This window comes from Pseudomonas sp. MG-9 (assembly GCF_018729515.1).
GTDB classification, from domain to species: domain Bacteria; phylum Pseudomonadota; class Gammaproteobacteria; order Pseudomonadales; family Pseudomonadaceae; genus Aquipseudomonas; species Aquipseudomonas serboccidentalis.
Genome location: NZ_JAHHZH010000005.1, coordinates 107,083 through 131,792 on the forward strand (window position 1 = coordinate 107,083; position 24,710 = coordinate 131,792).

General features: G+C 61.1%; 20 protein-coding genes and 2 tRNA genes. 4 read left to right on the forward strand and 18 right to left on the reverse strand.

The features are described from left to right. Positions 1-433: 433 nt before the first annotated feature. The 4 genes from KKQ10_RS14315 to KKQ10_RS14330 form a co-directional block, all read right to left on the reverse strand. The gene (locus KKQ10_RS14315; RefSeq protein WP_127649615.1) at positions 434-1,729 is read right to left on the reverse strand and encodes a virulence factor family protein; all 1,296 of its coding nucleotides are present in this window, start codon (positions 1,727-1,729) and stop codon (positions 434-436) included. Continuing rightward, positions 1,729-4,368 carry a bifunctional lysylphosphatidylglycerol flippase/synthetase MprF gene (mprF, locus tag KKQ10_RS14320; RefSeq protein WP_215501468.1) on the reverse strand — a complete coding sequence of 880 codons (2,640 nt, stop codon included), beginning with the start codon at positions 4,366-4,368 and terminating at the stop codon, positions 1,729-1,731. The genes KKQ10_RS14315 and mprF overlap by 1 nt, the downstream gene beginning before the upstream one ends. A 279-nt stretch (positions 4,369-4,647) precedes the next feature. Continuing rightward, positions 4,648-4,724: transfer RNA gene (locus KKQ10_RS14325), tRNA-Met, on the reverse strand. 219 nt (positions 4,725-4,943) lie between these two features. After that, a tRNA-Met gene (locus KKQ10_RS14330) sits at positions 4,944-5,020 on the reverse strand. A gap of 280 nt (positions 5,021-5,300) precedes the next feature. Here KKQ10_RS14330 and dinB point away from each other — a divergent pair. Further along, on the forward strand, positions 5,301-6,362 hold the full coding sequence (gene dinB / locus KKQ10_RS14335; RefSeq protein WP_127649617.1) for a DNA polymerase IV: 1,062 nt from the start codon (positions 5,301-5,303) through the stop codon (positions 6,360-6,362). A gap of 95 nt (positions 6,363-6,457) precedes the next feature. Here dinB and KKQ10_RS14340 read toward each other — a convergent pair whose 3' ends face one another. From KKQ10_RS14340 to KKQ10_RS14355, 4 genes are all read right to left on the reverse strand, one after another. Further along, positions 6,458-7,411 carry a hypothetical protein gene (locus tag KKQ10_RS14340; protein WP_215501469.1) on the reverse strand — a complete coding sequence of 318 codons (954 nt, stop codon included), beginning with the start codon at positions 7,409-7,411 and terminating at the stop codon, positions 6,458-6,460. Positions 7,412-7,428: 17 nt separating this feature from the next. Beyond that, positions 7,429-9,144, reverse strand: a complete 1,716-nt coding sequence (locus tag KKQ10_RS14345) for a proline--tRNA ligase (RefSeq protein WP_215501470.1) — start codon at positions 9,142-9,144, stop codon at positions 7,429-7,431. 129 nt (positions 9,145-9,273) lie between these two features. Further along, a complete protein-coding gene (locus KKQ10_RS14350; protein ID WP_127649620.1) occupies positions 9,274-10,833 on the reverse strand; it encodes an AmpG family muropeptide MFS transporter in 1,560 nt (519 codons plus the stop codon). 43 nt (positions 10,834-10,876) lie between these two features. Next, positions 10,877-11,230: an MGMT family protein gene (locus KKQ10_RS14355; protein ID WP_215501471.1), complete on the reverse strand. Its 354-nt coding sequence runs from the start codon at positions 11,228-11,230 to the stop codon at positions 10,877-10,879. 165 nt (positions 11,231-11,395) lie between these two features. On the opposite strand from KKQ10_RS14355, the gene KKQ10_RS14360 reads away from it, so the two are divergent. Then, entirely contained in the window at positions 11,396-12,403 is a 1,008-nt protein-coding gene (locus KKQ10_RS14360) for a DUF481 domain-containing protein (RefSeq protein WP_215501472.1), read from the forward strand. A 160-nt stretch (positions 12,404-12,563) separates the two neighbouring features. Here KKQ10_RS14360 and KKQ10_RS14365 read toward each other — a convergent pair whose 3' ends face one another. After that, the gene (locus KKQ10_RS14365; protein ID WP_002554837.1) at positions 12,564-12,773 is read right to left on the reverse strand and encodes a cold-shock protein; all 210 of its coding nucleotides are present in this window, start codon (positions 12,771-12,773) and stop codon (positions 12,564-12,566) included. A 353-nt stretch (positions 12,774-13,126) separates the two neighbouring features. Here KKQ10_RS14365 and dcd point away from each other — a divergent pair, with 353 nt between their 5' ends. Then, the gene (gene dcd, locus KKQ10_RS14370; protein WP_003222308.1) at positions 13,127-13,693 is read left to right on the forward strand and encodes a dCTP deaminase; all 567 of its coding nucleotides are present in this window, start codon (positions 13,127-13,129) and stop codon (positions 13,691-13,693) included. Between the two features lie 107 nt (positions 13,694-13,800). Then, positions 13,801-14,010: a hypothetical protein gene (locus KKQ10_RS14375; protein WP_127649623.1), complete on the forward strand. Its 210-nt coding sequence runs from the start codon at positions 13,801-13,803 to the stop codon at positions 14,008-14,010. A 45-nt stretch (positions 14,011-14,055) separates the two neighbouring features. On the opposite strand, the gene pdeM is transcribed toward KKQ10_RS14375, so the two are convergent. The 9 genes from pdeM to KKQ10_RS14420 all read right to left on the reverse strand — a co-directional run bounded on the left by pdeM (position 14,056) and on the right by KKQ10_RS14420 (position 24,685). Continuing rightward, entirely contained in the window at positions 14,056-14,712 is a 657-nt protein-coding gene (gene pdeM, locus KKQ10_RS14380; RefSeq protein WP_215501473.1) for a ligase-associated DNA damage response endonuclease PdeM, read from the reverse strand. Continuing rightward, positions 14,712-17,198, reverse strand: coding sequence for a ligase-associated DNA damage response DEXH box helicase (locus KKQ10_RS14385; protein WP_215501474.1), 2,487 nt, complete (start codon positions 17,196-17,198; stop codon positions 14,712-14,714). The genes pdeM and KKQ10_RS14385 overlap by 1 nt, the downstream gene beginning before the upstream one ends. A 195-nt stretch (positions 17,199-17,393) precedes the next feature. Then, positions 17,394-18,158, reverse strand: a complete 765-nt coding sequence (locus KKQ10_RS14390; RefSeq protein WP_003222314.1) for an ABC transporter ATP-binding protein — start codon at positions 18,156-18,158, stop codon at positions 17,394-17,396. A 13-nt stretch (positions 18,159-18,171) separates the two neighbouring features. Next, positions 18,172-19,290: a succinylglutamate desuccinylase/aspartoacylase family protein gene (locus tag KKQ10_RS14395; protein WP_215501475.1), complete on the reverse strand. Its 1,119-nt coding sequence runs from the start codon at positions 19,288-19,290 to the stop codon at positions 18,172-18,174. A gap of 11 nt (positions 19,291-19,301) precedes the next feature. Beyond that, on the reverse strand, positions 19,302-20,012 hold the full coding sequence (locus tag KKQ10_RS14400; RefSeq protein WP_097086541.1) for an ABC transporter permease: 711 nt from the start codon (positions 20,010-20,012) through the stop codon (positions 19,302-19,304). After that, entirely contained in the window at positions 20,009-20,737 is a 729-nt protein-coding gene (locus tag KKQ10_RS14405; protein ID WP_127649627.1) for an ABC transporter permease, read from the reverse strand. The genes KKQ10_RS14400 and KKQ10_RS14405 overlap by 4 nt, the downstream gene beginning before the upstream one ends. A gap of 57 nt (positions 20,738-20,794) precedes the next feature. Further along, positions 20,795-21,577, reverse strand: coding sequence for a transporter substrate-binding domain-containing protein (locus KKQ10_RS14410; protein ID WP_127649628.1), 783 nt, complete (start codon positions 21,575-21,577; stop codon positions 20,795-20,797). A gap of 388 nt (positions 21,578-21,965) precedes the next feature. After that, the gene (locus tag KKQ10_RS14415; protein ID WP_215501476.1) at positions 21,966-23,654 is read right to left on the reverse strand and encodes an ATP-dependent DNA ligase; all 1,689 of its coding nucleotides are present in this window, start codon (positions 23,652-23,654) and stop codon (positions 21,966-21,968) included. Further along, the gene (locus KKQ10_RS14420; RefSeq protein ID WP_127649630.1) at positions 23,651-24,685 is read right to left on the reverse strand and encodes a ligase-associated DNA damage response exonuclease; all 1,035 of its coding nucleotides are present in this window, start codon (positions 24,683-24,685) and stop codon (positions 23,651-23,653) included. The genes KKQ10_RS14415 and KKQ10_RS14420 overlap by 4 nt, the downstream gene beginning before the upstream one ends. Between the last annotated feature and the right edge of the window lie 25 nt (positions 24,686-24,710).

Consider the following 24,710-nt stretch of genomic DNA (forward strand, 5'->3'; position numbering starts at 1 on the left):
CAAATATGAGATTCGGAGTTTGCCTACAAGGTCTGTGGGCGTCATCCGATATTGCGAAACCAGACGTAAACGAAACTAAACGTTGCTGGCGATTTTGTGGGTATTTGTTCGGTAGATGAATGAGTGTGAAGTTGACGATTCGATAATGCCAATTAAGCAGGTGTCCACGTTTTATGGAATGTGGACACTTGGCGTTTTTAGCTTCCTGAAGAGTCAAGAGATTTACGGTACTGCACAAAAATCTCGAATCCAGCGCCATCCCTTGTAGGAGTGAGCCTGCTCGCGATAGCGGTGTGTCAGTTGGCAAATAGGTGGCTGACACTCCGCTATCGCGAGCAGGCTCACTCCTACAGGGGAACGAGTTCATCATCCGAGATGTAAAAAAGCCCCCGTAACGGTGAAGTTGCGGGGGCTTTTTGTGAGGCGTTTTAGATCACTCTTCGGCGACCGAGTCCTTGCTCTGGCGTTTCTCGATCAAGTCCACCAGCCGCTTGGCCAGCGCCGGGTAGTTCTCGTCGAAGTGGTGGCCGCCGGGCAGTTTTACTGCTTCGCCCACTGCAGTCTTGTCGGTGCAGCCGCTTTCATCGGTTTCTTCTGCGCCATAGATGCACACCACTTTGGCGGCTGGCAGCTTGGCCATTTCCGGGCCGGTGGCGGCTTCTTTGCCGGCGTTGCCGAGCCAGCCTTCGACTTCGATTTCGAAGCTGCCGGTGCGGGCGAAGGCCAGCAGGATGATGGCGTCGACGCGCTGCTGCTCGGTGTCTGGCAGGCGGTTGTAGATTGCCGGCAGGACGTCGGCACCGAACGAGTAACCGGTCAGGATGAAGCGCTTGGTGCCCCATTTCTGGCGGTAGTGCTGCATCAGTTCGGTCAGGTCCAGCGCGCTTTGCTCCGGGCTCTTGTGCTGCCAGTAGTAGCGCAGGGTGTCGATGCCGACCACCGGGTAGCCGATCTTGGCCATCTCGCCGGCCACGTCGCGGTCGAGGTCGCGCCAGCCGCCGTCACCGGAGAGGAACAGGGTCACGGTGTCTTTCGCCTGACCGGCCGGCACTTCAACCACCGGGATCGCCAGACCGCCGTTGGCCTTGTCGCCGCCGACGAGGATCTTGCGCAGTTCGTTGTTCAGCACTTGCGGCAGGTTGATGTCATAGTCGCTGATGCTGGTTTCGGCGTTCGGTTGATCGCGTACGAAACCAGCGCTGGTGTCGTCCGGGTTGTCGTTCCACGCCACCAGCCAGTGGCCATGAGCCGCGGATTTCGGCAGCAGGTGCGTGCAGCCGGGTTTTTCCAGCGCCAGGTCAACCGAGATGGCCTGGGCCTTGTCGTCCTTCTGCTCGGACAACCAGCGCCAGGCCAGCACGGCGCCAGGGCCGATACCGCTGACCAGCGTGGCCGGGCCATTCAGTTCGCGCAGGCCGGTTTGCAGGGCGCGGCTCTGTTGCAGGCAGTCCTTGGGCAGAATCACCTGAACGATCTGCGCCGAGGCGCTGCGGCTCAGGGTGCTCAGTTGGTTGTCGGTCAGCTTCTGGTCGTCATTGACCGCCACCAGCACCTGCGCCTTGGGCTGGGTGCCCGGGATCACGCGGGTCATGACCGTGCCGTCAGCGGCAGTCAGCGGTTGCAGCGTCGGTTGGGGGGCCGGACGTTTGAGGTACCAGTAACCGCCGCCGGCAATCACGGCCAGCACAATCAGTGCGGCCAGGATGTACTTCAGGGAGCGTTGAATCATCAGCGTTTCACCAATCCAGTCAAGCCGCCCGCGATCAGGGCAGCAGTATCGGCCAGCGCCACCAGCGGATCGAGTCCGGCGGGCACGGCCATATAACGGGGTTCCCAGTCAGGCTGGAACTTGTCTTTGAAGCGGCGCAAGCCTTGGAAGTTGTACAGCTGCTCACCACGGCGGAAGACCATCGAGCCCAGACGCTGGGTCAGCGGTGCACCGCGCCGGGGTTGCAACCCCGACAACGGCACCATGCCCAGGCTGAAGCGCGCGTATCCGTGACTCTTATAGTGTTGAATCAGGCCGACCATCATGAATTCCATGGTCAGCTTGGGGGCGTCCGGGTGCGCGCGCATCAGGTCGAGACTGGCCAGGTCATGGCTGTAGGTCTCGAGCAGGTTGGCGAACGCCACCGGGCGGCCTTCGAAGCGAATCACCGCAATGCGGAAATGCTTCAGGTAATCGTCGCTGAAGCGGCCGAGGGAGAAACCTTTCTCACGCACGTTCTTGCCGGTCAGCCACGCATCGGAAATCACTTTGAGCTCGTCCATCGGCGCCTGGCCCGGCTCGTGGATTTCCAGCGACAGACCATCGCGGGTGCCACGGTTCCAGGTGTAGCGCAGATCCTTCATCTCTTTGCCCTTGGCTTCCAGGTCAAAGCGCTGCAGATCGACCCGGGCTTCTTCGCCGAGCTTGATCGCGGTCAGGCCGATGTCCATGTAGTACGGCAGGTTCTCTGCGCGAACTTGATAGAACACGGGACGGGTGTGATGAATGTCGCACAGGTCGCGGAACTGCCAGATCATCTCGGCGCGCTGCTGGCCGGGGCCGATCGGGTCGTACAGCGCCACCAGGCTGCGACCACGGCGGGCGTACATCAGAAACGCCTCGTCGTTGGGGTGAAACAGCAGCGCCTTGTCACCGGTCAGCGCGAGGCCGCCATCGGGTTGCGAGGAGGCCATCAGAATCTTCGCGGCGCGATCGAGTTCGTCCGGGGTCGGCAGATGGATCACCGGGCGAGCGGTGCGCAGCAGCCAGGTCAGGGCGATCACCAGCAACAACACGGCCGCGCCGAGCAGCGAGCGCAAGCCACGTGGGGCGTCAGCGTCGAGGGTGAACTGCCACCACAGTTGATGGCTGTACGGTACGTCCTGATAGGCGAACAGCAGCAGCCAGGTCGAAGCGCCCAATACGCAGAGGCTGGCCACCAGGTACAGCGGCGAGAACGGCAGTTCGGTCAGGCGACTCGGGCGATAGAACGAGCGGCGGAACACCCCCAGCAACGCGGCGGTGAGTGTCATCAGCGTGGCTTCTTCCCAGTCGAAGCCTTTGAGCAGCGAGAGCAGGGCGCCGACCAGCAACAGAATGGTGGTCAGCATCCACGCGGCCGACAGTCGGCGGCGCAGGCCCTGGGCGAGCAGCAGGCACAACACGCCGATCAGACTGGCGCCGAAGTGCGAGGCGTCGACCAGACGATGCGGGATCAGGAAACCGATGTGTTCCAGGCGAGTGTCGATCTCCGGGGTCGCGCCGGAAAACAGCAGCACCACGCCGGACAGGAATACCAGTACCGCCAGAATCGGCGCTGCCAGACCCGACGCCGCACGCATGGTCTGGGTCTGGAACAGGCGCTGGCCTTCGTTGATCAGTAAAAACACGCAGGCCACCAGCAGCGGCAGCACCACGTAGATCAGGCGATAGAGCAGCAGAGCAGCAGCCAGTGGCGCGGCACCGAGCGTATCGGCGAACGCGGCCAGCAGGATCGCTTCGAAAACCCCGACACCCCCCGGCACATGGCTGAGGACCCCGGCGGCCAAGGCGAGCAGATACACCAGCAGGAAGGCGCCGAAGGGCGGAGCTTCCGGCAGCAGCAGATAGAGCACGGTGGCCGCTGCGGCGACGTCGAGGGCGGTGATGATCAGTTGCAGGAAGGTCAGGCGTCGGCCCGGCAGGCGCAAGGTCCGGCGGCCGGCCCTGACCAGCAGGTTGTCGCGGTACGGCTGCTCCGGCAGGCGTCGACGATAGATGCCGATCGCCAGAATCGCGCCAAGCCCCAGCACCACCATGGCAATCGTGCCGAGCAGGCCTTCCGACAGGCCCAGGGCGGCGGAGGCGGCGGGCAGGTTGCTCAGGGTCGCGAGGGCAGCCAGCGGTGGCAGGGCGCAACCCAGCGACAGGCTGGCGAACAGGGTCATGTGTGCGACTTCCGACGCCCCCAGACCATGACGTGCATATAAACGGTAGCGTACCGAGCCGCCGGACAGCAGCGACAGGCCAATGGCGTTGCCAATCGCAAACGCAGTGAAGCCGCCCAGTGCCAGAGTCCGCGGCGGCAAGGTCACGCCAGCATAGCGGCTGGCCGACCATTCATAGCCCAGCAATATGATGAAGCCGACGACCGTCGCCCCCACTGCGCCGAGCAGGGCCGGTTTCGGCACGGCCAGGATCGAGTCATGCAGGGCGTCGAGATCGAGCTCGCTCAGCAGATGGCGACAGGCAATCAGCGCAATGGCAAACAGCAGCAACGTGACCGCCAGACCGATCGGTTGACGATATTTGCTTAACCGATCCAGCAAGCGCAGGCGCTCGGGTTTGATCGGATGGTCTGCTGTGACGGTGTCTTGTGAATCAGACGAGTTGGCGCGCATCAATCACCTCTTGGATTGTGCGCGACAGGATGGAGGTATCCAGCCAAGTTACCAATCCCTGTAGAAAAAAATAATCACAAAATACTACGCCTCTCATCGGGTATCGGCGAGGGCGGGTCATGGATTGCAGACGTCTTGCGTGCGACTCAAGCATAGTCGCAACTCGGCGGGTCTGATGATCCTGAGCGTTTCACTGCAGCGTGACAGATCATTGTTGCGAAAGGACTTTTTCCACAGATACAAAAAAGGCCACTCTTTCGAGCAGCCTTTTTTGATGTTTGGTTGCGGGAGCCGGATTTGAACCGACGACCTTCGGGTTATGAGCCCGACGAGCTACCAGACTGCTCCATCCCGCGTCTGTGTGGCGGCATTCTACAGGCGAACGGCGGGGTGTCAACCGCTAATCCCGTAAAGGGTCAAATAAGTGTGTATTTGCGTCAAACTGTCGCAGCCGAGCGGTAAGTTTCGGAAATGCAACGAATTCCTGTTTGCTCAAGGCGCTTGGTGCGCAAGCTGGTGTGAAAAACAGACAGGCACAAAAAAGGCCACTCTTTCGAGTAGCCTTTTTTGATGTTTGGTTGCGGGAGCCGGATTTGAACCGACGACCTTCGGGTTATGAGCCCGACGAGCTACCAGACTGCTCCATCCCGCGTCTGTGTGTCGGCATTCTACAGAGGATCGCTGGGCTGTCAACCTTGAATCTGGATAAATCTGTTCCTGTTCAATCGGTTAGCGCTATTTCTACTTTGGGCGAAGGGCGCGCAGGGCAGGTGGGGCAAGGCTTTCAGCTCTATCGGATAGCGTTTTTCGATTGAGAAAATAAATTCACCGGTCTTTTCCTACGGTCTAGAAAGAACATTCAGACTACTGGTGCTATATACAGGTGTCAGTGAGATACTGCGGATCCGGCTCGCCATGTTTCCTTTTCTGTCATGACCCAGCGAAAAATCATCCACGTCGACTGTGACTGTTTCTACGCCGCCATCGAGATGCGCGACGACCCGAACCTGGCCGGTAAGCCATTGGCGGTGGGTGGGTCGGCGGATCGGCGCGGGGTGATTGCCACCTGCAACTATGAAGCGCGGGCGTATGGTGTGCGGTCGGCGATGTCGTCCGGGCACGCCTTGAAGCTGTGCCCGGACCTGACCATCGTCAAACCGCGCATGGACGCCTATCGCGAAGCCTCGAAGGAAATCCACACGATCTTTCGCGATTACACCGACCTGATCGAACCGCTGTCGCTGGACGAAGCGTATCTCGACGTCTCCGACAGCGCGCATTTCGGCGGCAGCGCCACGCGCATCGCGCAGGACATTCGGCGGCGAGTGTCCAATCAGTTGCACATCACCGTTTCTGCCGGCGTCGCTCCGAACAAGTTTCTGGCGAAGATCGCCAGCGACTGGAAGAAGCCCAACGGGCTGTTCGTCATCACCCCGGATCAGGTTGAGGATTTTGTCAGCGGTTTGCCGGTGAGCAAGCTGCACGGTGTCGGCAAAGTCACCGCCGACAAGCTGGGTAAGCTCGGCATCGTCGACTGCCTGCACTTGCGCGAGTGGGACAAGTTGGCGCTGGTGCGCGAATTCGGCAGTTTCGGTGAGCGGTTGTGGAGTCTGGCCCGTGGGATTGATGACCGGCTGGTGCACAACGACAGCCGCCGTCAGTCGATCAGTGTCGAAAATACCTACGACGTCGATCTGCCGGACCTGCGCAGTTGCCTGGACAAGCTGCCGGAGCTGCTGGAAACCCTGAAAACCCGCATGGAGCGGATCGACAGCAGTTATCGACCGGGCAAGCCATTCGTCAAAGTGAAATTCCACGACTTCACCCAGACCACACTGGAGCAGGCCGGGGCAGGGCGGGATCTGGGCAGTTATCAGTTGATGCTGACGCAGGCGTTCAATCGGGGAGGCAAACCGGTGCGCTTGTTGGGGGTGGGGGTAAGGCTGGAGGATTTGCGCGGCGGGTTTGAGCAGATGGAGTTGTTCGAACGGTGAATCTTAAAAACAAAAGATCGCAGCCTTCGGCAGCGCCTACAGGGAAGCGCGATCCTCTGTAGGCGCTGACGAAGGCTGCGATCTTTTATCGGGCCTTAGTTCGGTCCCGGATCTGCTACCAGGCGCCCGGCATCCTTGGTCAGCGACTTGAGAAACTCAGCCTGCAACTCAGGATCGTTGCGCGTCAGTTCGATCAGGCTTTGTTCCAGCTCGCTGGCCTCTTCTTCCAGACCCAGTTCCGACAGACGTTTGACCCGGTGTACCCACTGGCTCACTTCGTCGTCTTCCAGGTCGTCGTAAATCAGCCCGTGCGCTTCCAGCAACTTGCTGCGCAGGTGGCTGCTGATGGCCAGGGACGAATCGCTGTGCACGTCATCCTTGCCGTCCTCGACGCTGATCTGCAGCTTGCCGATATGATTGAGGTCATTTTCGGCGAACGGGCTGTCCAGCAGGTTCAAGCGCAGGACGCCGTTGCGATCAGTGGTCATGTCGAACGTCTGCTTGCCAGCCTTGACCTGCACCGGACGCTCGCTCCACGGCAGGCTCGAATACTCCATGCGCTTGTCGCGCTGGACCTCATCGATACCGGCCAGGTTCTGTTGCGCGCGACCATGGGACGGCACGTTCATGAACGGGTTGATCCCGGCAATGCCGTAGCTCAGCCAGTCCTTGGTCACGCTGTCCGGCAGGTTGCCCAAGGCGAACACGTTGACCACATTCGCGCCGACGCCGGCCACCACGGCCACCGCGCCCAGCGGAATCTCGTAGATTTCGCGCCAGGGTTGGTAAGGGGTGTAGCGATCGTAACGACGGGTAACCTCGAACTCGGTGACTTCGAAGGTCTTCTGTTCGTTGATTTTCACGCGTCGCTGCGGCAGCTCAAGCATCTTGGGCTCACCGACATCGATCTGCAGGCTGTGATCGAGCAATTTGCGCTCGACCCGCTCTTCGTGCTCGCTGCGCTGTGACATTTGATTGGCACAGCCGCTGACCAGCAGGGCGCCGCACAAGGCGGCGCCACCGAGGCCCAAGGTGTTTCGCTTGAACATGAGGTCTCTATCTGGATTCAGCGGCGGATACGGGCCTGAAGGAAGGACACCACATCGGTGACCGGCAGCGCTTGCGCTTCGGACTCGGTACGGCTCTTGTATTCCAGGTTGCCATCGGCAAGACCGCGGTCGCTGACCACGATCCGGTGTGGAATGCCGATCAGCTCCATGTCTGCGAACTTGATGCCCGGGCTGGTTTTCTTGTCGCGATCGTCCAGCAGCACTTCGAAGCCCGCCGCAGTCAGTTCTGCGTACAGCTTGTCGGTGGCTTCGCGCACTTGCTCGGTTTCATAGCGCAGCGGTACCAGGGCGATCTGGAACGGCGCCAGGGTGTCGCTCCAGATGATGCCGTTTTCGTCGTTGTTCTGCTCGATGGCAGCTGCCACCACGCGGGAAACGCCGATGCCGTAGCAACCCATTTCCAGGGTGACCGGCTTGCCGTTCTCGCCCAGCACTTCGCACTTCATCGCCTTGCTGTACTTGTTGCCCAGCTGGAAGATGTGCCCGACTTCGATGCCGCGCTTGATTTCCAGGGTGCCCTTGCCGTCCGGGCTTGGGTCACCGGCGACGACGTTACGCAGGTCGGCAACGGTCGGAACCGGCAGATCACGCTCCCAGTTCACGCCGAAGTAGTGCTTGTCGTCGATGTTCGCACCGATGCCGAAGTCGCTCATCAGCTCGACCGAGCGGTCGATGATGATCGGCAGTGGCAGGTTCAGTGGGCCGAGGGAACCGGCGCCGGCGCCGATGGCGTCACGCAGTTCGGCATCGGAAGCCATGACCAGCGGGCTGGCAACGCCCGGCTGCTGGGCAGCCTTGATTTCGTTGAGTTCGTGGTCGCCACGAATCACCAGCGCGATCAGCTTGCCTTCTTCCTCGGCGTGGACGATCAAGGTCTTGATGGTCTTTTCAATCGGCAGATTGAATTTTTCCACCAGCGCGGCAATGGTCTTGGTGTCTGGCGTATCGACCAGGCGCAGCTCTTCGGTCGGTGCAGGACGCGAGGTTTCGCGTGGCACGGCTTCGGCTTTCTCGATGTTCGCCGCGTAGTCGGAGCCGTTGCTGAAGACGATATCGTCTTCGCCGGACTCGGCCAGTACGTGGAACTCGTGGGAGCCGGCACCACCGATCGAGCCGTTGTCGGCTTCAACCGGACGGAATTTCAGGCCCAGACGCGTGAAGATGTTGCAGTAGGCTTCATGCATGCGGTCATAGGTGATCTGCAGCGACGCCTGATCTGCGTGGAAGGAGTACGAGTCCTTCATGATGAATTCGCGGCCACGCATCAAACCGAAGCGTGGGCGGATTTCGTCACGGAATTTGGTCTGGATCTGGTACAGGTTGATGGGCAGCTGTTTGTAGCTGCTCAACTCGTTGCGCATCAGATCGGTGATCACTTCTTCGTGGGTCGGGCCCGCGCAGAAGTCGCGACCGTGGCGGTCTTTGATGCGCAGCAGCTCAGGGCCGTATTCTTCCCAGCGCCCCGATTCCTGCCACAGCTCGGCCGGTTGGGTGCTCGGCATCAACACTTCAAGCGAGCCGGCGGCGTTCATTTCTTCGCGAACGATGGCTTCTACCTTGCGCATTACCCGCAAGCCCATCGGCAGCCAGGTGTACAGGCCCGAAGCGAGTTTGCGGATCATGCCGGCGCGCAGCATCAGCTGGTGGCTGATCACGACCGCATCGGAAGGCGTTTCTTTCTGTGTGGCGAGCAAAAATTGACTGGTGCGCATGGTTGGCCGTTGTCGGTTGCTATGACTGGAAATGACGGAGCAGTGTACCGGCGAGAGTTGCCGACGTACAGGATTGCGCTCGGCGGTGAGGCTCAACGGCGGGAATCCTCCCGCCGTATATGAAATGTCCTACGACTCTTCCGCGACAGAGGTCGGTAAAGGCTCGGGCGTGGGTGTCGGGCCTTCGCGGCGATTTTCCTGGAACCAGTGCAGGGCAATCAGCAGCAGGGTCGGTACGCCGAGCAGCGCCGTGATCATGAAGAAGTTGTGGTAACCGAACTTCTCGACCATCACCCCGGAGTAACCGCCCATCAGGCGCGGCAGCAACAGCATGATCGAGCTGAGCAGGGCGTACTGGGTGGCCGAGAACTTCAGGTTGGTCAGGCTTGACAGGTAGGCGACGAACGCCGAGGTCGCGAGCCCGGAACTGAAGTTGTCGAGGGAAATGGTCACCACCAGCATCTGCAGGTTCGGGCCCATGTCGGCCAGCATCACAAACAGCAGGTTGGTGGCGGCCGACGCCACGCCGCCGATGAACAGGATCGGCAGGATGCCGAAGCGCACGATCAGCAGGCCACCCATGCCGGCGCCGACGAGGGTCATGATCAGGCCGAAGATCTTGCTGACGCTGGCAATCTGATCCTTGGTGAAACCCTGGTCGATGTAGAACACGTTGGCCATCACGCCCATCACCGTGTCGGACATCCGGTAGGTGGCGATCAGCCCAAGCAGCAGCAGCGCCTGCCAGCGGTAGCGCAGGATGAAGTCGTTGACCGGGGTCAGCACCGGCGCCAGGCCGCGACGGCCCATGGTCGACAGGCACAGCCCGGTGAGCAGGGTATAGAGGATGGCGCGCAGGAACGCGCGGTCTTCGAGCAGCAGGTCGAGCGGACTCATGGTGCCGAACAGCACGCTGGCGAAATCAGTGTTGTAGAGCTGGGTGAACATTGCCGGAACGGACACCAGCAGCACGATCAGCACGAATACCGAGGCCAGTTGATGCACAAAACTGTAGCGGCCGGCCTGCAACTGCGTGCGCAGCGGCACTGGCGGTTCGCGCATCAGCAACGAGGTCAGCAGGGCAGGGACCATCAGTACGCCGAACAGGGCGTAGGTGCCGGTCCAGGCCGAATGCTGATAGTTGAAACCGGTGGAGCCGAAGCCCTCGGCGAAGAACAGTGCGCCCGCCGTGGCCAGCAGGGCGGCGACGCGATAACCGGACATGTAACTGGCGGCCAGCGCGGCCTGACGGCTGTCGTCGGCGATCTCCAGGCGATAGGCGTCGACCGCGATGTCCTGGGTGGCGGAGGCGAAGGCGACGACGACGGCAATGGCAATCAGCCAGGACAGATGCTTCTGTGGATCACAGAAACCCATGCCGATCAGGCCCAGGATCACCAGCGCCTGCGAGAGCACCAGCCACGAACGGCGGCGCCCAAGCTTGCCCAATAAAGGCAGGCGCCATTGGTCGAGCAGCGGTGACCAGACCCACTTGAAGGCATAGGCCAGGCCGATCAGGCTCGCGTAGCCGATGGTTTCACGGGCCACGCCGGCTTCACGCAGCCAGACGGAAAGCGTCGAAAATACCAGCATGTACGGCAGGCCGGCAGCGAAACCGAGCAACAACAGCACGAGCGTCGAAGGACTGGCATAGGCGGCGAGCGCGGCGCGCCAGGTTTTACGGGGCATGGGCTGAAGTCTGCCTCAAGATTGCGAAAACAAAGCGCGCACTCTAACCGCTGTGCTCTACCGGACGCCAGCCATGGCGCTGAATATCCACACGATTGTTCAGGACGGTAATGCCTTCAGCGCGCAATCTTGCCCGTTGCTCGTCCCCCGAAGGGCTGCCCACCGGCAGGCTGATCCGACCGCCGGCACCCAATACACGGTGCCATGGCAGTTTGGTGTCACCGGGCAACTGACTCAGGGTCCTGCCGACCCAGCGGGCGGCGCGCCCCAACCCCGCCAGTTCGGCCAACTGACCATAGCTGACCACCTTGCCTTCAGGTACTTGGGCGAGGGTCGAATAAAGCGCTGTGCGTCGGATTTGCGCTTCGTTTTCGTCGGGTTGGATTGGCTCTTTCACCTGTGCGGTTCCTGAACAACGATCGTGTCGATGCGTTGAAGGGTAATCCGTCGGCGGGCAGATGAGAAATGAACTCAATGGAAATCGTCCGGTCAGTCCTTGTCAGGGCTTTATTCCTACGGATAATGCCGACCTTTTTTGCAATCCTGAGCCTTCGATTCGCTTATGTTGTCCAGAACCTTGCTGTGCCTTGCTGTCTTCAGTGCGTCCACGCCCCTGCTTGCCGATACCGTCTGGTTGAAGAACGGTGACAAGTTGAGCGGTAAAATTTCCCTGTTCGACGGCGGCAAATTGCTGATCCAGACCCAGTACGCGGGTGCGGTCACGATCGACTGGAAACAGGTCAAGACCCTGGAGAGCGATCAGGAGTTGCTGGTCAAACAGGACGCCTACACCGGTGAAAAAGCCAAGTCGTTGACCGCCGCCGATGACGGCAAGGTCACCCTGGCCAATGGCGAGGCGCCGAAAACCGTGGAGCTGGCGAGCATTCAGCAGATTCTCAAGCCCAAACCGGTGGTCGAGGATCTGGTGTGGAAGGGCAACGTCGGCCTGGCCTTGGATTATCAGCGCGCGGAAAAGGATACCGACGACTACGACATCGACTTCAAGACCTCGGCTCGTCATGGTCGCTGGCGCCATACCGCTGAAGGCGAATACAACCGCGAAGTACAGGACGAACAGGTCACCACCAATAACTGGCGCGCCGAATATGCACTCGACCGCTTCATGACCGACAAGTGGTTCTGGCAGGGTCGTCTGAACTACAAACGTGATTACGTTGAAGAGCTGTCGCGTCAGCGTGTGGTCGGTACCGGTCCGGGTTACCAGTTCTGGGACGACGAACTGGGTGCGTTCTCGCTCGGCTCGCTGCTTAACCGTACCGATTACGAGTACAGCGATGGCGGCAAGGACAATTTCTACTCGGTCGCCATGAAGTGGGACTACAACCGCTACCTGATTGGCAAGAAGGTCGAGTTCTTCACCAATGGCGAACTGGGCAAGCCGCTGTCCGATGTGGCCGACTACGCGCTGGATGCCGAGATGGGCCTGCGCTACAAGGTTACCGACTGGGCGTCGCTCAACCTCAAGGCCGAGCGCGACATCATCAGCGGTACCAAGGATGCGGACTTGAACAAGACCCGCTACACCGCAGGGTTTGGCGTGGCTTGGTAAGGCACAGGCAAAAGGTCGCAGCCTTCGGCAGCGCCTACAGAGGATTGATGTATCTGTAGGCGCTGTCGAAGGCTGCGATCTTTTTTGCGCCTGGAAAAACACACGCCCACAAAAAAGCCCCGCTTTTGAGGGCGGGGCTCTTTTCTAAAGAAGCTACAAGTTAGATAACTTGTACTTCTTCAGCTTGCATGCCTTTCTGACCGCGGGTAGCGATGAAAGAAACCTGTTGGCCTTCTTTCAGGCTTTTGAAGCCGTCGGATTGGATAGCTTTGAAGTGAACGAACAGGTCGTCACCGGATTGTGGGGTGATGAAGCCGAAGCCTTTTTCATCGTTGAACCACTTAACGGTACCGGTTTGGCGATTAGACATGGTGTAACTCCTTGAACAAAGATAACTGCGACTCAGGAAGAACCCTGGCCGAGACTGAGTGCAAAGAGCAGGAAAAATTCTTGTAGATGGTTGGATCGAAATTCAACATATCGTGTAGAGATTCTCAGTGACACAAGCAGCACAGTGGCGCCACCTTAACCCTTTTTCCGGAACGTGCCAATGCTTCTTGCGAAGGTTTCGCTGTTTTAAGGATCGGCGGTGTGACGGTTCGTCGCCAGAGCTCGTATTTCCAGGCTGTTCGGCGAGAATTGCAGCGCGCACTTTGAACCCGGCGGCGCGCCCGGTAAGATGCCGGACAGATTTTTTCCACCTCGCTATTCAGGACACCCGCCATGAGCATCAAATCGGACAAGTGGATTCGCCGCATGGCGCAGGAACACGGCATGATCGAGCCTTTCGTCGAGCGCCAGGTGCGCGGCAGCGACGACAGCCGTGTGATCTCCTACGGTGTGTCGAGCTACGGCTACGACGTGCGTTGCACCAACCACTTCAAGGTGTTCACCAACATCAATTCGGCGATTGTCGATCCGAAAAACTTCGACGCCGGCAGTTTTGTCGACATCCACAGCGACGTCTGCATCATTCCGCCGAACTCCTTCGCCCTGGCCAGCACCGTCGAATACTTCCGTATTCCGCGCAATGTCCTGACCATCTGCCTGGGTAAAAGCACCTACGCGCGTTGCGGCATCATCGTCAACGTCACCCCGCTCGAGCCTGAGTGGGAAGGCCACGTGACCCTGGAATTCTCCAACACCACCAACCTGCCGGCGAAAATCTACGCCAACGAAGGCGTGGCACAGATGCTGTTCCTCGAATCCGACGAGCAATGCGAAGTCTCCTACAAGGACCGTGGCGGCAAATATCAGGGCCAGCGTGGCGTGACCCTGCCGCGTACCTGATCCGTCCATCTGACAGTTCGCGGGAATTCTTTGGCGGGCAGACACTCTATGGGGTGTACTGCCCGTTTTTGCCTCTGGCAACGCGGGCCTTCGCCGAGGAGGGTTCCATGAAGATCGATCCGCATATCACCGCCGAACTGGCAAGGCTTGAGCCCAATCAGGTTGGCGTTTTGGCCTGGTCGTTGCTGGCACAGCCGTCCATCAGCATGGCCGGCGGAATTCCCGGTCAGCCTGATCCCGATACCCCCAACGAACAACCGACCGAGCCGGGCGAGCCGACCCTTCCGGACGAGCCGCCACCGGCGCCAGTCGCCTGATTGCTAGCCCATGCATGGCCAGTCAGTCGAGGTCTGTCAAAGACTTCAACTGACTGGCCATATTTCGTTATCGCCGACGACAAAAATCCTGCAATGGGCGTCCTTCTCCACCGGATAACCGCCGGTAAAGGCGCCAAAGGCCGGCAACAGACTCAAACGTTCACCCAGCCGGAAACACGCCAGGCGCAAGCTTTGCCGCCCCCGACCATGGAGTCGGTACACCGGATGTACATGCCCGGCCAGTACATGGCGTTCGGGATGTGGATCAGGCTCGTGTTGCAAGGCAAATGGCCCGATCAGCAGCGGCTCGGGCACTACCCTGATGTTCAATGATGCCGGAGGATCGCCAGCGCGCTTGTCGTGGTTGCCGCGAATCAGCGTCATCGGCAAATCGACGTGACGTGCGCGCCATTCGGCCAGCGCATTCAAGGTGCCCACGGCATGCGAGCCGGGGCCGTGCAAGAAGTCACCGAGGAAAATCAGCTGCCGGCACGGCAGTTTCGCCAACAACTGGTCGAGAACCTCGATGTTCGCCGCCGTGGTACCCAGTGGCACCGGCTGACCGAGACGACGATAGGCGGCGGCCTTGCCAAAATGCACGTCGGCGATCAGCAACGCCTGTTGCGCCGGCCAGTACAGGGCTTTTTCCGGCAGCAGCCAGAGTGCTTCGCCCGCCAGGCGTACCGGATAACCGCTGCTCATCAGGCGTTACCCTTGTCGGCGGATTTCTCCAGGTCGCCGACCATGCGTCTGATGCGATCGGCGAGTTTTTCCGAACTCATGCTTTCACGCATGCGCTCCACCAGCAGTGGAAAACCGAGCGGCGTCGGGCGTTTGATCAGGTGCATATCCAGTTTCATCCGGTTGATCCGCTCCAAAGTCTGTTCCAGACGACGAATATCCAGCTCCTCGCGCAGGACTTCTTCCCCGGCCTGCGCCAGCAGCAGGTTGTCGGCGTCATATTGCTTGAACACTTCGAAAAACAGCCCGCTGGAGGCCTGCACCTGGCGAGTGCTTTTCGGCGCGCCGGGGTAGCCGGCGAACACCAGCCCGGCGATCCGGGCGATTTCGCGAAAACGTCGCAGCGCCAGTTCGCCGGCATTCAGGCTGGCCAGCACATCCTCGAGCAGATGCAGAGGGCTGAGCAGCGCTGCATCAAGTTGCTCAGACCAATCGACCGGCGTGGCGCTGAGCAACTCCAGCCCGTAATCGTTGACCGCGATCGAGAACGTCAGCGGCTGGCGCTGGCTCACGCGCCACGCCAACAGGCTGGCGAGCCCGAGATGCACTTGGCGCCCGGCAAACGGGTAAAGGAACAGGTGCCAGCCTTCGCGGGACTTCAGCACCTCCACCAGCAGGCTGTCGGCGCTGGGCAGGCCCGACCAGCGCGCCTGGGTTTGCAGTAACGGTTGCAGCGCGTGCATTTCCGGTCCGGCGAACTGTCCCTGCGCCGCCGCACTGAAACGGCTGACCACGGCCTCGGCCAGTTCGTTGGAAAGTGGCATCCGTCCGCCATTCCAGCGCGGTACGGCGGCTTTTTTCGCAGTGCTGCGTTTGACGTAGGCGGTCATGTTTTCCACCCGCACCAACTCCAGCAGACGCCCGGCAAACAGAAAGCCGTCGCCCGGTTTCAGTCGCGCAATAAAGCCTTCCTCGACGCTGCCCAACTGCTTGCCGCCGCCACCCTTGCTCCAGAACTTCAGGTTGATGCTCGCATCGCTGACGATGGTGCCGATGCTCATGCGATGCCGTCGGGCCAGACGTGCATCGGGTACGCGCCACACACCATGTTCGTCCGGCTCGACCCGGCGGTAATCCGGATAAGCCGTCAGAGAAAGTCCGCCGTGGCGTACGAACGCCAGCGCCCAGGCCCAGTCTGCCGGCGTCAGGTCACGATAAGCCCAGGCGCCACGAACTTCTTCGTACAGCTCTTGCGCAAGAAAGCCACCGCCCAGAGCCATGCTGACCAGATGCTGCACCAGCACATCCAGCGGTTTGTAAGGTGACAGGCGCGGTTCGAGGCGCCGTTGCTCCACGGCATCGCGCGCGGCGGCGGCTTCGATCAGCTCCAGGCTGTGGGTCGGCACCAGCGTCACCCGCGAGGTGCGCCCTGGCGCGTGACCGGAGCGCCCGGCTCGCTGCATCAGCCGCGCCACGCCCTTGGCCGAACCGATTTGCAGCACTCGTTCCACCGGCAGGAAGTCCACGCCCAGGTCCAGACTCGAGGTGCAGACCACGGCTTTCAGAAGGCCGTCCTTCAACGCCTGTTCCACCCAGTCGCGGGTCTCGCGGGACAGTGAGCTGTGGTGCAGCGCAATCAACCCGGCCCAGTCCGGCCGTGCGTCCAGTAATGCCTGATACCAGATTTCCGACTGCGCCCGGGTGTTGGTGAATACCAGGCTGCTGGCGCAGGCGTCGAGTTCGGCAACCACTTGCGGCAGCATCTTCAGACCGATGTGCCCGGCCCAGGGAAAGCGCGCGATGGCCGGTGGGATCAAGGTGTCGACCTTCAGCGCTTTGTCGCTTTGGCCCTGCACCGTCACGCCGCCGCCCTGTGGGATCAGTACTTGTTCGGCGTGGGACTGATTACCGAGGGTGGCGGAAACGCCCCACACGATCAGATCGGGTTGCCAGTGACGCAGGCGGGCCAGCGCCAGTTGCAGTTGCACACCGCGCTTGTTGCCGAGCAATTCGTGCCATTCATCGACGACGATCATGCGCAGGCTCGACAGCGCGGTTTTTGCATCGGCGCGGGCGAGCAGCAGGGTCAGGCTTTCCGGGGTGGTGATCAGCGTGGTCGGCAGGCGTCGGCCCTGACGGGCGCGTTCGGCGCTGCTGGTGTCGCCGGTGCGCAGGCCGATGCTCCACGGAATCTGCAAATCGCTGACCGGCGCTTGCAGGGCGCGGGCGGTGTCCGCGGCAAGGGCGCGCATCGGCGTGATCCACAGCACGGTCAACGGTTCGGCGGGCGCTTTGCGTTTTTGGGGGGCTGCGGCGGGAGGCTTGATGCGGGCGAAGCGATTGAGCGCCGCGAACCACACCGCGTAGGTTTTACCGGCCCCGGTGCTGGCGTGAAGCAGCCCCGACTGACCTTTTTTGACGGCGGCCCACACCTGCTTTTGAAAGGCGAACGGCATCCAGCCGCGGGCGCTGAACCAGGTTTTTGCGAGGTCGGGGGATGTCGGCATACCGGCGGCGTGCGCTCTGAAAGTCTTCTTTCAGTGACCGCGTGGCAGGCCGACAAGTTTGATTTTTCAGGTATGCACGGTGTGCTTTTTGTAGGAGTGAGCCTGCTCGCGATGACGGTGTGTCAGTCAGCATTATGTTTACCGAAAGACCGCGATCGCGAGCAGGCTCACTCCTACAGGGTTTTGCGTTTGGCGCTACTTGAGGTTACCGCTGAGGAACTGCTTCAGCCGTTCGCTCTTCGGGTTGCCCAGCACGTCTTCCGGCGCGCCTTCTTCTTCCACCAGCCCTTGATGCAGGAACAACACCTGGCTGGAAACCTTGCGCGCAAAGCTCATTTCGTGCGTCACCATGATCATGGTCCGGCCTTCCTCGGCCAGCCCCTGGATCACCCGCAGCACTTCGCCCACCAGCTCCGGATCGAGCGCCGAGGTCGGTTCGTCGAACAGCATCACTTCCGGCTCCATCGCCAGCGCCCGGGCAATCGCTACCCGCTGTTGCTGGCCGCCAGAGAGAAACGCCGGGTACTGATCGGCGACCCGCGCCGGCAGGCCGACCTTGTCCAGGTAACGCCGGGCGCGGTCTTCGGCTTCCTGCTTGCTGCAACCCAGCACCCGGCGCGGGGCCATGGTGATGTTTTCCAGCACGGTCATGTGGCTCCACAGGTTGAAGTGCTGGAACACCATCGCCAGCCGCGTGCGCAGGCGTTGCAGTTCATTCGGGTCGGCGACGTGCATGCCGTGGCGGTCGGTGACCATGCGGATCGCCTGGCCGTCCAGGCTCATGGCGCCGTCGTTGGGTTGTTCGAGAAAATTGATGCAGCGCAAAAAGGTGCTTTTGCCCGAGCCGCTGGCGCCGATCAGGCTGATCACGTCGCCAGTCTTGGCCTTGAGCGAAACGCCTTTGAGCACCTGATGGTCGCCATAGCTTTTGTGCAGGCCTTCAACGGTCAATTTGTACATGAGACAGACATCCTCAAGGCGAAAGTAGGTAGCCGCTGCGATAGGCTTCGGCGCCCGCCACGTGGGCGATCACCATGCCGGCAGTGGCCATGCGTCGCAGCGAGCGGGCGTACATCACGCCGGCAGCGGTGCAGCAAATGGGGGTTACCCGATCACTGATCGGGTCGATGATTTCGGCGATCTGTTGCCCGGCTTGCAGGTATTGCCCGGCCATGGCGGTGTACACCAGCAAGCCGCCCACCGGCGTGGTCACCGGTTCGACGCCGGCCAGTGGCGTGGCAGGGAATGGCAAGGACGGCTGCGGCCTGGTTTCGCCGACAATTGCATCGAACTGGATCAGGTAATCGATCAACGCCTGGCAATCACGGCTGGCCATCGGGTGATTGACGTCACCCTGGCCGCGCAGCTCCACGGTCACCGAAAAACTGCCCAGCGGAATGTCGAAGTGTTCGCCGAAACGCTCCTTCAGTTGCCACCAGAGCAGGGTGAAGCATTCGTCGAACGACTGGCCGCCGGAGTCGGTGGCCAGCAGGCTGGCCTGGGCTTCGATGTAGCGCGCCAGCGGTTCGACCTGCGGCCACGCCTCGGGGGTGGTGTAGAGGTGAACCACCGATTCGAAATCGCAGTGCAGGTCCAGCACCATGTCGGCATCGCACGCCAGCCGTTGCAGGGTCAGGCGCTGGGATTGCAGTTGCGTGGCGGGTATCTGGCGGGCGAGGGCGTTGCGCAGGCTGGCGCGGATCAGCTCAAGGTTGCGTTGCGGGTCATCGCCGAGCTTGCCCTCGATGTCGTTGCCGATTTCTTCGCTGAGGTCGACGAACCAGCGATTGAAATTCTGCCCGCTCTCCATTTCGTAACGGCCCAGCGGCACATCCATCAGCACTTGTTCGAGGCCGACCGGATTGGCCACCGGCACCAGCACGATCTGGCTGCGCAGGCGCCCGGCGGCTTCCAGCTCCGCCAGGCGCTGCTTGAGGTGCCAGGCCACCAGCATGCCGGGCATTTCGTCGGCATGCAGCGAGGACTGGATGTAGATCTTGCCTTGGGCCTGCTCCGGGCCGAAGTGGAAGCTGTGGATCTGTCGTGCGGTCCCCGGCACCGGGGCCAACAGGTCATGAATCTGGTGTCGCATTACAGGTTTTCCTAGTGGGTCGGCCCGAGGAAGGCCAGCCATCGGCGTTCGGCGAGGCGGAACAGGCCGACCAGCGCAAAGGTTATGGTCAGGTAGATCAGCGCGGCGATGCCGAACGACTGGAAGGTCAGGTAGGTCGCCGAGTTGGCGTCCCGCGCCACTTTCAGAATGTCGGGAATGGTCGCGGTGAAGGCCACGGTGGTCGAGTGCAGCATCAGGATCACTTCGTTGCTGTAATACGGCAACGAACGGCGCAGCGCCGAAGGCATGATCACGTAGGCGTACAGCTTCCAGCCGGTCAGACCGTAGGCCTTGGCCGCTTCGACTTCGCCGTGGTTCATGCTGCGGATCGCCCCGGCGAAAATCTCCGTGGTGTAGGCGCAGGTGTTCAGGGCAAACGCCAGGATCGTGCAGTTCATCGCATCGCGAAAGAAACTGTCGAGCAGCGGCTGCGCGCGCACGGCGGCGAGGCTGTAGATGCCGGTGTAGCAAATCAGCAACTGGATATACAGCGGCGTGCCACGGAACAGGTAGGTGTAGAACTGCACCGGCCAGCGCACATAGAAGTGCGAGGAAACCCGGGCGATCGACAGCGGGATCGACACCAGGAAGCCAATGAAGATCGACGCGCTGAGCAGCCACAGGGTCATGGCCAGCCCGGTGATGTTGGTGCCGTCGGTATAAAGGAAGGGTTTCCAGTATTCCTGCAGGAGTTCGATCATCGTACGGCCTCCCGTGCGCCGGCGGCGTAACGGCGTTCGAGCCAGCGCAGGATGACGTTCGAAGCACTGGTGATCAGCAGATAGATCAAGGCGGCGAGTACCAGGAAGTAGAACAGTTGATAGGTGCTTTTACCGGCGTCCTGCGCGGCCTTGACCAGATCGGCCAGGCCGATGATCGACACCAGCGCGGTGGCCTTGAGCATCACCATCCAGTTATTGCCGATGCCCGGCAGGGCAAAGCGCATCATTTGCGGGAAGACCACGAAGCGAAAGCGCTGGCCGCGTTTGAGGCCGTAGGCGGTGGCCGCTTCGACCTGACCGCGTGGCACAGCGAGGATCGCCCCACGGAAGGTTTCGGTGAAATACGCCCCGTAGATGAAGCCCAGGGTGATCACCCCGGCGGTAAAGGAGTCGATCTCGATGTAATCCCACTCCATGACGTCGGTCAGCGCGGTCAGCCAGGTTTGCAGGCTGTAGAAGATCAACAGCATCAGCACCAGGTCCGGCACCCCGCGAATCAACGTGGTGTAGAGCTGGGCAGGCAGGCGCAGCAGTCTGGATTTCGACAGTTTGGCACTGGCGCCCAAGAGGCCGAGCAACACGGCCACCAGCAGCGACAACGCCGACAATTTGATGGTCATCCAGGTGCCTTCCAACAGCAACGGACCGAAGCCCTTGAGGCTGAAGGCGGAGAGCCCCAGATTTTGTAAGAGGTTTTCGAACATAAATCAGCAACCTGAGCGGATGGAAAAGGCGCCCATCGAGTGATGGGCGCCGGGGCATTATTTGCCGCTGTACAGATTCAGATCGCCAAAGTGTTTCTTTTGAATCTCGGCGTATTTGCCGTCATCGTGTAACGCTTTGATACCTTTATCTAAAAGCGCCTTCAGCTCTTTGTTACCTTTCTTAATACCGACAGCGGTTTTGGCTGGCAGCAATTCGCTGTCGACCGGCTTGCTGACTTCGTAGCCGGCGCCATCCGGCGTCTTCAAAAAGCCCAGTTCGGCTTGCAGCATGTCCTGGATCGAGGCGTCGAGACGGCCGTTTTTCAGGTCGGCGTACACCTGATCCTGGTTGGCGTAAGCCTGGATTTTCACCCCGGCCTTCTCCAGTACGGCCTTGGCGTAGGCTTCCTGAATGGTGCCTTGCTCGTAACCGACGGACTTGCCTTTGAGGGACGCGACGTCATCGCTCAGGCCGGAACCCTTCTTGAACACATAGGAAGTCGGGCCGGAGAACAGCTCGCTGGAGAAGTCGATCGCCTTTTCACGGGCCGGGGTCACGGTCATCGACGAGATCACACCGTCGAATTTGTTGGCGTTGAGGCCCGGAATCATGCCGTCGAAGTCGCTTTCAACCCACTTGCACTTGACCTTCAGCTCGGCGCAGATCGCGTTGCCCAGGTCGATGTCGAAGCCCACCAGGCTGCCGTCGGCCGCTTTCGACTCGAACGGTGCGTAGGAAGGATCAACGCCAAAACGCAGCTCTTTGTATTCCTTGGCCAGCGCGGAGCCGGCGGCCATGCACAACGCCAGTGCAGAAAGGGTCAGCAATGCTTTTTTCATTATTCAATCCCTAAGAACCAATATGAGCGCTTGTGGCGCAGAATTATTGTTACTGGAACGCGTACGACCTATAGAAAGTAGCAATTTCCGAACCAGAGTCCCGAACAAGTGTTTTAAAAGGTTGGGATTGAGGGATGCGGAAGGGATTGGTGCATGGAAATGGACATTGTCGATACCTTGCACCAATGCAGGTCAACGACGAGTTTTCTGTAGAAAGTGAAGCTTTGTGGCGAGGGGGCTTGCCCCCGTTGGGCAGCGAAGCGGCCCCGGGCTATTCCAGTAAAATCGGGCATCCAGGGTTTACGACTGCTGCGCAGCCGAACGGGGGCAAGCCCCCTCACCACAGGTAATCTCAGTTAGCCAAAGATCAGTGTCCCGGAAAACCGGGTCAGGCCAGCAGATCCTGCAGTGTCGCCAGGCTATCGGCTTCATCCACGCTCTTGTCTTGGCGCCAGCGCAGCATCCTCGGAAAGCGCACGGCGATCCCGCTCTTGTGCCGCCGCGACAGGGCGATGCCTTCGAAACCCAGCTCGAACACCAGGCTCGGCTTGACGCTGCTGACCGGGCCGAATTTTTCCACGGTGGTCTTGCGCACGATGCTGTCGACCTGGCGCATTTCCTCATCGGTCAGCCCCGAATACGCCTTGGCGAAGGGCACCAGCGCCCGTTGGCTGGACTCGGGCGGGCCGTCCCACACCGCAAAGGTGTAATCGCTGTACAGGCTGGCGCGTCGACCATGGCCGCGCTGGGCGTAGATCAATACGGCATCGACGCTGAACGGGTCGACCTTCCACTTCCACCACACGCCCATGTCCTTGGTCCGGCCCACGCCATACAGCGCGTCGCAGGCCTTGAGCATCATGCCCTCGACCCCCAGCCGCCGCGACGCTTCGCGCTGGCGCGCAAGGTCTGACCAGTCGCTGCCGGTGAGTACCGGCGAGGGCAGTAACACCGGGGTGTTACTTCGGGCGATCACCTGTTCCAGTCGCGCACGCCGTTCAACCTGCGGGCGGTTGCGCCAGTCATCGCCCTGCCATTCCAGCAAGTCGTAGGCGAGCACCACCACCGGCACCTCTTCGAGGATCTTCTTGTCGAGGGTCTTGCGTCCGATACGTTGCTGCAGCAGGGCGAACGGTTGCACGGCCGGCGGTGTGCTCGATTGTGGATCGAAGGCGTCTTCGGTGGTCGGGTGGGTGCTTTTCCAGACCACGATTTCGCCATCGATCACCGTGCCATCCGGCAAGCCGTGCACCAGAACGTCCAATTCCGGGAAGCGCTCGGTGACCAGTTCCTCACCCCGCGACCAGACCCACAGTCGCCCGTCACGCTTGACCACCTGCGCGCGGATGCCATCCCACTTCCATTCCACCTGCCAGTTGCTCGCCGGCCCCAGCAGCGCTTCAAAGTCTTCCACCGGTTGCGACAAGGCATGCGCGAGGAAGAACGGGTAGGGCTGGCCGCCGCGCTGGGCGTGTTCGTTCTCGGACTCCGGAGCGATCAGTTTCAGGTAGCTGGCGGCATTCGGCCGGTTCGACAGGTCGGTGTAACCCACTAGCCGCTGCGCCACGCGTTTGCTGTCGAGGCCGGCCATCGACGCCAAAGCACGGGTGACCAATAGTTTCGACACGCCGACACGGAAGCTGCCAGTGATCAATTTGATGCACAGCATCAGGCTCGGCCGATCCAGTTGCGCCCACAGCACGGGGAGCTGGCGGGCGAGGTATTCCGGGGTTTCACCGCGCAGCGGCAGCAGTGTGTGTTCGATCCATTCGGCAAGGCCTGCGTCGGAGCTGTGCGGGTTTTCCGGCAGCACCAGCGAAATGGTTTCCGCCAGATCGCCGACCGCCTGGTAACTCTCTTCGAACAGCCACGGCGGCAGCCCCGAGATCTCGACGGCCAGCTCACGCAGGATGCGCACTGGCACCAGTTGTCGCGGACGCCCGCCGGACAGAAAGTACACCGCCCATGCCGCATCCTGCGGTGCCGCCTGGGCGAAGTAGGTTTGCATCGCCGCCAGTTTGGCGTTGCTGGACGTGGTGGCGTCGAGTTCGGCATACAGCTCGGCGAAGGCTTTCATGCTTGCACCTCGGCGATGGCCGGCTCGACGCCAATGTTTTCCTCTTCGTCGTCGCCGTATTCGGTGTTGAATCCCTGCGCATCCAGGCCTTGTTCGCGCAGATGGCGCACCAGCACGCCAATCGAGCCGTGGGTGACCATCACGCGCTCGGCGCCGGTCTGGTTGATGGCCCACAGCAGGCCGGGCCAGTCGGCGTGATCCGACAGCACGAAGCCGCGATCCACGCCACGCCGCCGGCGAGTGCCGCGCAGGCGCATCCAGCCGCTGGCGAAGGCGTCGCTGTAGTCACCGAAACGGCGCATCCAGTTGCTGCCGCCCGCTGAGGGCGGGGCAATGACCAGCGCCTGACGCATGATCGGGTCGGATTTTTTCACATCGCCGGCGTAGAGGGTCGGCGGCAGGTACACCCCGGCCTCGCGGTAGACCCGGTTTAGCGGTTCGACCGCGCCATGGCTGAGGATCGGCCCGAGGCTGGCGTCGATGCCATGCAGAATTCGCTGGGCCTTGCCGAACGAATAGCAGAACAACACGCTGGCCTTGCCGGCGGCGATGTTCGCCTGCCACCACTGGTTGATCTCGCTGAACACGTGGGCTTGCGGCTGCCAGCGATAGATCGGCAGGCCAAAGGTCGATTCGGTGATGAAGGTGTGGCAACGCACCGGTTCGAACGGTGCGCAGGTGCCATCGGGTTCGACCTTGTAGTCGCCGGAGGCGACCCAGACTTCGCCGCCGTATTCCAGGCGCACCTGGGCCGAACCGAGCACATGGCCGGCGGGATGGAAACTCAAGGTCACCCCGTGGTGGGTCAGAGGCTGACCGTAGGCAAGCGTCTGCAGGTTGATGTCCTGACCCAGACGCGCACGCAAAATCCCTTCGCTGGCACTGCTGGCAAGGTAGTGCTGGTTACCGCCACGGGCATGATCGCCGTGGGCATGGGTGATCACCGAGCGTTCGACCGGGCGCCATGGATCAATGTAGAAATCCCCGGCAGGGCAGTACAAACCTTCGGGGCGGGCGATAACAAGATCCATGTCGTTACCAGAATGGAGGGGCTTG